Origin of the sequence: Nostoc sp. 2RC, assembly GCF_014222165.1 — a bacterium.
Classification (GTDB): Bacteria; Cyanobacteriota; Cyanobacteriia; order Cyanobacteriales; family Nostocaceae; genus Nostoc; species Nostoc linckia.
The window spans coordinates 1-3,341 of record NZ_JACKZU010000566.1 but is presented as its reverse complement, the minus strand read 5'-3'; the positions used below and the strand labels follow the sequence as shown (position 1 = coordinate 3,341).

Annotated in this window: 3 protein-coding genes and 1 pseudogene; all 4 read right to left on the bottom strand. The window is 37.3% G+C overall.

What is annotated here, in order from left to right:
- Positions 1-194 precede the first annotated feature (194 nt).
- Positions 195-587 (bottom strand): hypothetical protein, encoded by a 393-nt coding sequence (locus GNE10_RS33185; RefSeq protein WP_185570309.1) that lies wholly within the window; start codon positions 585-587, stop codon positions 195-197.
- 69 nt (positions 588-656) lie between these two features.
- Complete coding sequence (locus GNE10_RS33180) at positions 657-1,538, bottom strand: STM4011 family radical SAM protein (protein ID WP_185570308.1); 882 nt, start codon at positions 1,536-1,538, stop codon at positions 657-659.
- 37 nt (positions 1,539-1,575) lie between these two features.
- Positions 1,576-2,784, bottom strand: a complete 1,209-nt coding sequence (locus tag GNE10_RS33175; protein WP_185570307.1) for a HEAT repeat domain-containing protein — start codon at positions 2,782-2,784, stop codon at positions 1,576-1,578.
- A gap of 81 nt (positions 2,785-2,865) precedes the next feature.
- Positions 2,866-3,341 (bottom strand): annotated as a pseudogene (locus GNE10_RS33170) (coproporphyrinogen III oxidase family protein); the annotation flags it as partial.

Genomic DNA, 3,341 nt, shown 5'->3' with positions numbered 1-3,341 from the left:
GGGGAAGGGGGAAGGGGAAAGAGGTTTTAAATCCCTTACCCTTTCCTCAGCCCGAAAGAAGCGCATTTTTAGGTTGACAGAGTACTAGGGTAGCCCGCAGGGAATAATATGTTATCTAATGTTATCTATAGTAATTTAAATAGGACTTACGCAACGCCGATGAAAGTGGGCGGCGGAGGTTTTCCCATTCTCTTTTATTCCAAACTAATTTTCCACAAGCCAGACAGTGGATTAGATTGTTGGAATTGATTATCGCTGCCGCCTAGCCAATTATTGCTATATACTAACCCAAGACTGAATATTGCATTGATGGGATATTGCCCTAGCATTCCAAAGCCTTCAATATTGTTTGAGTCAGCGATCGCTTCCTGGTTCAACTGTATAGTTATTTGATTGCCATCGTCAAAATAAATTGTCGCTCGTTTTTTGTGAAAGCGTACCTGGACTTTGTATACCCCACCAGTTGCATAATAGTAAGCTTTGGCGGGTAACTTTTGACCATCGATATTCTGCCCTTTGAATTCAACTGCCATAGCAGGGGTGCTTAGTAGTAAGAGAAATGCTAAGACTAACTTTAAAACTTTCATAATTCTTGCTGTGGGGAGATGGAGAATAGAAATTATGAAATTAGGTTTGGTGAATGCAAATTGGTATAATTATAGTTTACCGTTTCTTAAGGCTAAATTAGTCCATTGTTCGGGTATTCTTTCTAAAATACCAGAACCGAACACCTGATTCAGGTTTAAATAATCGAGATGAATGTAACCAATATGACAATGACAAGTTTGGTTAGTACAAGGTTGGTCAGATAAAGCTGTTTCCCAATCAGAATTATAAATATTCCCAATTGGTGATTTAATAAAATGACAACGGCGTATTGTCCCATCGCCATCAACAGAAAACACTGATTTTCCAGCCCTACAAGAATGCCCAAGGCTAGGATAATGATGAGTATTTAATTCATATAATGGATCGATAGATTGGAAAAACTCTCTGTCTGCTGGTGATAAATTGGGGAGTTCTGCTTTGACAGCATTAATCCATAGATAAATTTGGTTTGGTAATTCTTGACGTAAAGCGGCTATTTCTGATTTAAACTTAGGAAAACCCACAACTCCGACACTAAATTTAACATTTTGGTGGTTTAATTGAAGACATTTGGATAAAAAGCGATCGCGTGACACCCATTCTGAGTGAAAAGTAGCCCAAAGTGCCAATTTATCTTGATTACATTCCTCTACCCAATCTAGTTGACAAGAGAGATTAGTTTGAATTGCGGCTTTATTAACGTTGGGTAAATGGGTTAATTTTACCAAAGCTTGCTGATACCAAGAATGGATTAAGGCTTCTCCCCAAGGCGTGAATAGAATTGAAAATTGATGTTGGGGATGTTGGGAAATCCAATTGACAAACTTTTCTAAAGATTGTTTATCGATAGCTAATTCTGCGGCTGTTTGTTGGCGTTTGGCAAAGGGGCAATATTCACAACCGTAGTTGCAACTAATTAAAGAACCGCGATAAAGGATCGTGAGATGCATATTAGTTGAATATCCAAATTAATTATTGAAACTTTAATTATTCAGAAACAGAACAATAGCGGTCTTCCGATCCCTTTAGTGTATCTGCGATAACTTCAACATCTAATAGTTTCAAGCGTTCAACCATTTCTTCAGTTAAACAACTATCATAAAGGTTAAGAATATCTAGCTGATTCACAGCAGGACAATTTAGTAAAGCTTCAGCACCATCATCTCCTAAGTTTCCCAATGAAAGGTCTAAAACTTTGATTGTATTGATGATAGGAGAGTTAACAATAGTAGTGGCAATATTATCGCTATATTCACTGTTTCGCAGCCCCAAATAAGTCAATTTGGGAAATAGCTCGCCTGAGAAAATTGGCATTAAATCATCAATGGAAGAGTTACCACCATATTCCTCACTAGCTAACCATAATTCTAAATGTTCTAATGCTGGTAGTTCCAGAGAGAGAATTTGAGCAATTTTGTCACGCCCTAATCCTCCAGTTTCTACAATTAGCGTTTTCAAATGTTCGTGACGTAAAGAAATGAATTTTTCCCAAGGTTCACTGTATGTATGACGTTCGTCTCCACCACGAACAAGCAACATTTCTAGATTAGGAAATGCTTTTAAGATAAGGCTAATATCCTGAATAGCTGTCCAAGAGAGATGGTAATCTATGTCATAAGGGCCGTAAAAAAGTGCTTTAATATTTTTTAGAATATTTGGAGGTAAAATGCGCCATAAGTCATAGTAACCTCTAAATATCAAAGCTTCTACTTTATTTACTTTTGGTTCTCTTAAAAAGTTATTAACATCATCATCTATAACATAAGCTTTTTCAGCAGGATTTTGTAGACCTATGTTAGGGTCATAGCTTTCAACTTCCCGATAGTAGAATTCTGTGAAAGTATTATAGATATATCCCTCAATTAAGGTTTCATCTATTCGCTCAAATAAGTCCCAACATTTATATTGTTGCAAAGCTTTTTTGACTTGAGGCTCAATCCGATAGCATAATAAATTATAGGCTGTTTGACGAACTTTTCTTGAAGAATCTTGCAATGAATTAATTACCAAATTTAAACCTTCTGCTTGATAATTCAATGCATCTTGAACAGCCGCTACACGTATCTCAACATCAGGATTTACTAAACGGTTTCTAACACCTTCGATACCACCTAAAACAGCATCTTGTAATGGTAGCGGCGCTTTTCCTCCAAGTACCGCATCAAATTGTCTCGGTTCATTTTGATTGTTGGTCATATTTTATCCCACGGTAGATGTCATATAAATTTTTGTAGTAAAGTTATTTATCGCTTCTCTAAAAAGAGAGTTTAAACCCTACTATTTCAACTCATAATCCTGCATTAATTCCTGAACTTGCTCAGAAAAAAACCACGCGCCGATAGTATCAGAACGTTCAATGCCAAATTCAGTTAACTGCAAACTATCTTCATCCTTTATCGCCAAATTTAAAGTCAGCAATTCTGATAGTTCTGGAAAATCAGCGTCTATTTCACTACTAAATCGCTGGCGATAACTAATCAAATTTAATCCTTCATCAGAAAGTAAAGATAATAAAATATATCGCCGACGTTGTTCTTCTGCATCTAGTTGAAAGCCATAGTGCGCGTATTCAAATAACTCATCGGCTGTTTGAATATATGCTTGCAAAATATCGCGAATTCCCTTTGCACCCACCGCATACTCATTGGAATAGTGCAAAGTATTGGTGTAGGAACGTGCGCCACAACCTAAACCAACCATACCGTCGGCTTGACAGCAGTAGACGGGGGAGGGAGAGGGGAAAGTGTGGGGAG

Excerpts from the sequence above, each read along its gene's own strand:
- GNE10_RS33185 (WP_185570309.1), bottom strand. The coding sequence starts at position 587 with ATGAAAGTTTTAAAGTTAGTCTTAGCATTTCTCTTACTACTAAGCACC.
- GNE10_RS33180 (WP_185570308.1), bottom strand. The coding sequence starts at position 1,538 with ATGCATCTCACGATCCTTTATCGCGGTTCTTTAATTAGTTGCAACTAC.
- GNE10_RS33175 (WP_185570307.1), bottom strand. The coding sequence starts at position 2,784 with ATGACCAACAATCAAAATGAACCGAGACAATTTGATGCGGTACTTGGA.